Annotated in this window: 5 protein-coding genes; all 5 read right to left on the bottom strand. The window is 37.0% G+C overall.

All coding sequences use genetic code 11. The features are described 5' to 3' along the window. Positions 1 to 980: 980 nt before the first annotated feature. The gene (locus tag AC58PQ_RS29420; RefSeq protein ID WP_497247927.1) at positions 981 to 1238 is read right to left on the bottom strand and encodes a hypothetical protein; all 258 of its coding nucleotides are present in this window, start codon (positions 1236 to 1238) and stop codon (positions 981 to 983) included. A gap of 316 nt (positions 1239 to 1554) precedes the next feature. Further along, positions 1555 to 1734: a DUF8617 domain-containing protein gene (locus tag AC58PQ_RS29425; protein ID WP_497247933.1), complete on the bottom strand. Its 180-nt coding sequence runs from the start codon at positions 1732 to 1734 to the stop codon at positions 1555 to 1557. Continuing rightward, on the bottom strand, positions 1731 to 2006 hold the full coding sequence (locus AC58PQ_RS29430) for a DUF8617 domain-containing protein (RefSeq protein ID WP_497247929.1): 276 nt from the start codon (positions 2004 to 2006) through the stop codon (positions 1731 to 1733). The genes AC58PQ_RS29425 and AC58PQ_RS29430 overlap by 4 nt, the downstream gene beginning before the upstream one ends. Positions 2007 to 2287: 281 nt before the next feature. Then, complete coding sequence (locus AC58PQ_RS29435) at positions 2288 to 2797, bottom strand: hypothetical protein (protein ID WP_497247931.1); 510 nt, start codon at positions 2795 to 2797, stop codon at positions 2288 to 2290. 289 nt (positions 2798 to 3086) lie between these two features. After that, positions 3087 to 3344: a hypothetical protein gene (locus AC58PQ_RS29440; protein WP_497247927.1), complete on the bottom strand. Its 258-nt coding sequence runs from the start codon at positions 3342 to 3344 to the stop codon at positions 3087 to 3089. Between the last annotated feature and the right edge of the window lie 434 nt (positions 3345 to 3778).

The raw sequence follows: 3778 nt of genomic DNA on the forward strand, positions 1-3778 counted from the left end.
ATAAAGATAGGTAACGACTGGCCTATGACCATTACTTCATTGTCAATTCGATAAATTCCTTCGTTAATTTGAACTTACCTCACTTTCGGACTTGCGATGATTTCTGATAACGTTGTTGTGTTCCCGAACCCTCACCACCTTAAGGACCGTTAGGTCCGGCCGCGATGCGGTTAGGTGGTGCAGGGTTGTCTGCCTGATACAACTTCTCGAATTGCTCGGGCAGACCAAGGAGCGTCAGCTCCTCAGCGGGAACATGGTGTTAGATGATGTCGGGGGCTTCATTGTGTTACTTACAAATAGCCTTTAAGTTATTCTAATATCTTTAAATTGGTTTTTATATCTTCATATTAGATTTATTATAATTCTTTTAGTTTGTCAGTGTTCCTATCCTATAGTTTCTTAGTTCGCCTAAAAAATCTATATAATACGTAAGTAAGCAAGAATAAAAAATAAGAAATTAAAAAAATTAATACAAACCCAACCACACTAATGCCTGGTGTTACAATAAAATATGTATCATGATATCCATATTCTTCTAATGAATTGCCCCAATTTAAGTAATATTCTATTCCTCTAATTAACAAAATGTATATTAAGGGCATACATAATGAAAAAACCAATCCAATCTTTAAAATCTTCTTAGACATATATTCGTTCCTTTTCTCGTATTTGCTTTGTAAATGGTTTTAAATGATCTTCTAGGATTATTATATAAGCCCCGATTTCATCTAACGTTGTTGTGTTCCCGACGCCTCACCGACTTAAGCCCGAAGGGCGGCCGCGATGCGGTTAGTCGGTGCAGGTGTGTCTGCTGAATCCGCTTCCTAGAAATCCCTCGGGCAGACCAAGGCTCCGTAGGAACCGCAGTGGGAACACGGTGTTATCGGATGCCCCAGACTTCATTGATTAGCTTTCAGCTTTTGTAATTCCATTTTACTTTGAACTTTATATTTCCACTTATTGTTTATCTGTCGACTATTTCAATACTTGCCTTTTGAAAAAACTAACGTATCATTAATGAATATTCTACAGCATGCTGTAATCCACCCACCAATCGAGACCTTAATTGATGCGTTTTCTCCATCTCCATTTTTTATTCTTCCATATAAACGACTTCTAAAATTAAACCCAACTTGTTCATCCTGTAGTTCACCATCGACATAAAGCCTTTCACCAAACCAAGTATTCTCAACTTTTACTTTGTGTCCCTTATAATCAACTTCCCATGATGATAACATTTTAATTTCATCTCCCTTATTGAGTTATTCTTTATTTCTATATTAGCTTATTCTGTATTTGAGCTCATCTGTTTAGGAATTGAACTTAATTGTTTTTTCTTACATCTATCTTTCTGGGGTTTCCGATAACGTTGTTGTATTCACGAACCCGAAAGGCTTAAAGGAGCGAAGCGACTGGGTCGAAGACTTAGCCTTTCAGGGTTGTCTGTCTGATATACTTCTCGAAATGCTTCTGGCAGACCAAGGGGCGTTAGCCCCGCAGCGTGAATACGGTGTTACCTGATGTATCTGCCATCTTTGAAAAGCTCACAAAAGTCTATTCGATTATTTCAATATAATTTTTTATCTTCTCGCTTATGTGATCTCGTATATAAACTCTATTACAATCAGTACATAACCAGACATCTCTCTTAGGCAAGGGCAATTCTGTAACTAATTCAATGTCAAGAGTATATTCATCTAATTCTTTATCTGTGTAAACAATATAGTTCTTTATATTTGTATTATTACCGCACTTACAATCGCCTTACTAAGACTAATTAGCTCTTCCTCTATTATGAATTCTTTAGCTAACCAACTGCCTTCAAATAAATGAAGCCGATTACATTCGGGACATTTCCAAATATCCTCCTCAGGCCACTCTAACACACGAATCTCTTCTTCTATGGCTTTATCCCAATCTTCAAAAGCTGTCGCATGAATTTGGATATCATTAGGCACTCGTCCATTCGACAGAATTTCCCCACATTTACATTTAAATTTTGCCATTAATTACACTCCATTCGAAATACAATCAAAAATGTCTTTAAATATGGTTTAAAAATGTAGCAGATATTTCAGGTAACGTTGTTGTATTCACGAATCCGAGAGGCTTAAAGGAGCGTAGCGACTGGGTCGAAGACTTAGCCTTGCAGGGTTGTCTGCCTGATTCCGCTTCCTCGAAATGCCTCGGGCAGACCAAGGGGCGACAGCCCCGCAGCGTGAATATGGTGTTATCGGAAGTTCCCTCTTCTCTGAGTTGCAAGCAAGTAATTTGTTGAGTTGATCTCTTAAAAAACATCTCCAGAAAAAATCTTCATCTCAATTACAATTTGTTCCTCATTAAAAATAAAAAACACCCATGGAACTGAATGATTGTGATCAAAATTATTCTTTAAATATCCATCAATAAAACCTACTTCATTTTTATCTGTATCTGAAATTTGCTTTTGGTTCTTATAAGCCTCCATTATTTCAGATAATGTACTTCCTACTCCTATGCTCTTTACTCCGAATCTATATCGTGGGTTTGTTAAAATAATATAATCTAATGTTGAGTGGTCATTAAAAATGGCTTTAAAATCTTCATAAATTAATATCTTTTGATCATTTCTAGACTCTATATTACTTGGCATTCCATAGATTTTAATAAAATTATTTTTCGAAATGTAGGGTTCCATTCTTAAGTTTCCAAAATAATTCTTTTCATAATATTGAGGAACGCAATTAGTGTAGTAAATGTAGGACAGTAAACAAATTGAAATGAAAATTATAATAAAGAATATATTTCTTTTCTTCATCAAGTAATCTCCTTAATAGGCTCTTAGGGAATTTCCGATAACGTTGTTGTGTTCCCGACGCCTCACCGACTTAAGCCCGAAGGGCGGCCGCGATGCGGTTAGTCGGTGCAGGTGTGTCTGCTGAATCCGCTTCCTAGAAATCCCTCGGGCAGACCAAGGCTCCGTAGGAACCGCAGTGGGAACACGGTGTTATCGGATGCCCCAGACTTCATTGATTAGCTTTCAGCTTTTGTAATTCCATTTTACTTTGAACTTTATATTTCCACTTATTGTTTATCTGTCGACTATTTCAATACTTGCCTTTTGAAAAAACTAACGTATCATTAATGAATATTCTACAGCATGCTGTAATCCACCCACCAATCGAGACCTTAATTGATGCGTTTTCTCCATCTCCATTTTTTATTCTTCCATATAAACGACTTCTAAAATTAAACCCAACTTGTTCATCCTGTAGTTCACCATCGACATAAAGCCTTTCACCAAACCAAGTATTCTCAACTTTTACTTTGTGTCCCTTATAATCAACTTCCCATGATGATAACATTTTAATTTCATCTCCCTTATTGAGTTATTCTTTATTTCTATATTAGCTTATTCTGTATTTGAGCTCATCTGTTTAGGAATTGAACTTAATTGTTTTTTCTTACATCTATCTTTCTGGGGTTTCCGATAACGTTGTTGTATTCACGAACCCGAGAGGCTTAAAGGAGCGTAGCGACTGGGTCGAAGACTTAGCCTCGCAGGTGTTGTCTGCCTGAATCTACTCCCTCGAAATTCCACGGGCAGACCGAGGGCGATAGCCCGAAGCGCGAATACGGTGTTATCAGAAGCCATTGCCTAATCGAATTAACTCACATGCTTACTTGTTTTTCATTGAATTCTTCTATTAGTTCTTCAACATATATATAAAGATGCCATGGAATTTTACTTATTGCTTCTTCTACTAGTATCTTGGTTTCTTCTCTGGGATTCTCATTA

It is taken from the genome of Paenibacillus sp. J22P143, assembly GCF_059692035.1.